General features: G+C 65.3%; 1 pseudogene. It reads right to left on the bottom strand.

From position 1 onward, the window contains the following. A pseudogene (locus tag ACYQ0J_RS05325) lies at positions 1-499 on the bottom strand (IS200/IS605 family accessory protein TnpB-related protein); the annotation flags it as partial.

Below are 499 nucleotides of genomic sequence, written 5' to 3'. Positions count from 1 at the left end.
GCCCTGCCTGAGCCGTCTCCCCTCTTTCCCTTGGGGAGATACTTCAAGCGTTCGGTGGCGATGGCCACGCCTTCCTTCAGGGCCAGGGCTATGACCTCGTGGGCGATCTTCCAGAGGGCGAGCTCTTTCGCTCCCCTGTTGTGAGCCCGGTCCACTTCTTCCAGGGAGAGGGTGAGGTGATGCTTCAGGTTTCCATCCGGGCCCACCACGGCTAAGGCCAGGTGGTAGGGGTCGGCGTTGAGGTCCACGCCCAGGACCCCCTTCTCCTTCGTGGCCACGAGGGGCACAGGCTCCTCCTCCCAGGTGAAGGCGGCGTAGACCTTCCCCTCCTTGAGGGAGAGCTCCACGTTGTAGGGGAGGGAGGCGTGGACACGCTCCACCAGGGCGCTCAGGTTGGGGTGGGAGGTCTTCACCAGGGCGTGGGCGTGCCTCCCGTTTCCCAGGTTGACGCGGAGCCAAAGGGCTCCGTCCTTTGCCTCCAGGCGGAGGTTGAGGTTGC

The organism is Thermus sp. FJN-A (assembly GCF_054655095.1).
This window is presented reverse-complemented; position numbering and strand designations above follow the sequence as displayed.